Annotated in this window: 2 protein-coding genes; both read left to right on the top strand. The window is 59.1% G+C overall.

What is annotated here, in order from left to right:
* Window positions 1-159 precede the first annotated feature (159 nt).
* Window positions 160-834, top strand: coding sequence for a sugar transferase (locus A9D60_RS02965; protein WP_241482669.1), 675 nt, complete (start codon window positions 160-162; stop codon window positions 832-834).
* Window positions 835-989: 155 nt separating this feature from the next.
* Window positions 990-1,699 (top strand): ABC transporter transmembrane domain-containing protein (locus A9D60_RS02960; RefSeq protein WP_217492029.1); only part of this gene is annotated, 710 nt, incomplete at its 3' end.

The following is a 1,699-nucleotide window of genomic DNA, read 5'->3' as shown; positions in this document are numbered from 1 at the left end:
TCCTTGGGCTGCATGTATGGAGTCTGGGGGGACTGCATTTCAGAAATTCAAGTGCCCATGCGCCTTTTTGAAGGCGGCGATGTTTGTTTCGGGCAATCGGTTTCTGCCCCCCATTGTGTGGGTTAGTAAACGGTTACCGGTTCTATGAAAAATGGTGTTGTGTTAAAGAGTGCCGCCAAAGGGTATTATTACCCGGGCGGGGAACGTGGCAGTCTGACAGAAACTTTCGCCGGCACGGCCCGGCGGCGTCTCTATCTTGGCTCCAAACGTCTTGCGGATATCGTGATCAGCCTGGCTTGCCTGCCTTTGCTGCTGGGCATCTGCTGTGTCCTTTTGTGCCTGAACCCGTTCTGGAACCCCGGCCGCCTGTTCTTTCTGCAGCGGCGCTGCGGCCAGAACCGGCAGGGTTTCACCATGCTGAAATTCCGCACCATGACCTGCAAGGGCGCGGGCGAACGGGGGGCGGATGATCCCCTGGACAAGGGCCGCATCACGCCTCTGGGGCATTTCATGCGCGGCAGCAAAATGGACGAGCTGCCGCAGATCCTGAACGTGCTGATGGGGCAGATGAGCCTGATCGGGCCGCGGCCGGAGATCTGCTCATTTGCCGAAACCTACCGCGAGGCGATCCCCGGATATGAAGTCCGCGAAACCGTGCGGCCGGGCATGAGCGGCTATGCGCAGGTCGTGCAGGGCTATACCGACTGCATTGAAATGGCCCGCACAAAAACCGAGCTCGACACCCATTATGTGCGCAACATGGGGTGGCGGCTGGACCTTTTCGTATTAGTTGCAACTCTCAAGATCGTGTTTGGTTGGCGGCTTCGCCCTTAGCATAGGCCGTCTTGTGCAGTTAATTTTGGTACCGGTTTCAGCAGGGCAGGGCGGCCCGGAACGGATGTGCCCTCCCGTTTTTTCAATGTCCCGGCAGGCAAGAGCCCGGTTCTTGCCCCGGGTTTGCACAGCTCCGCACGGCAGCGGAGGATGTCATGAAAAGCCTTAGTCTGGCGCTGCGCCTGCTGACCCCGGCCGAGCGGAAAACGGCAATGCTCCTCATGCCGCTCATCATTCTCAGCGGGTTTTCCGACATGGTCGGCGTGGCCATGATTTTCCCGTTTCTCAAGGTGCTTGGCGAACCGGAAATCATTCAGGCAAACAGCTATCTGTCGGCGTTCTACACGTCCGGCGGCTTCACCAGCGCCGATGATTTCATTTTCTTTCTGGGCGGCGCCTTCTTTGTGATGCTGATTGCCACCGCCGGGCTGAAAATCCTCACCGTCTATGTTGCCAACCGCTGGCTCGAGGGCCGGATTCACAGCCTGTCGAAACGGCTGCTGACCGCCTATCTGCAACAGCCTTACCCGTTCATGCTGCAGCGCAACAGCTCTGAGCTGGTTGCCAATATGCTGTCGGAGACCGCGCGGATCGTATCGCAGGTCTTCCGCGCCTTTTCGGAATTCGTGGTCTCCGCCGTCACCCTGATCTTCATGGTGGCCCTGCTGCTGGTGATCAACCCGCCGGTCACCCTGCTGGCGATGGGCTCGTTTTCGGCGCTTTATGCGGTCCTGCTGCTGTCGGAATTCGTGGTCTCCGCCGTCACCCTGATCTTCATGGTGGCCCTGCTGCTGGTGATCAACCCGCCGGTCACCCTGCTGGCGATGGGCTCGTTTTCGGCGCTTTATGCGGTCCTGCTGCTGTC

Origin of the sequence: Leisingera sp. JC1, assembly GCF_001679925.1 — a bacterium.
Taxonomy (GTDB): domain Bacteria; phylum Pseudomonadota; class Alphaproteobacteria; order Rhodobacterales; family Rhodobacteraceae; genus Leisingera.
The sequence above is the reverse complement of the archived record's forward strand: the minus strand, read 5'-3'. Positions and strand labels throughout refer to the sequence as shown.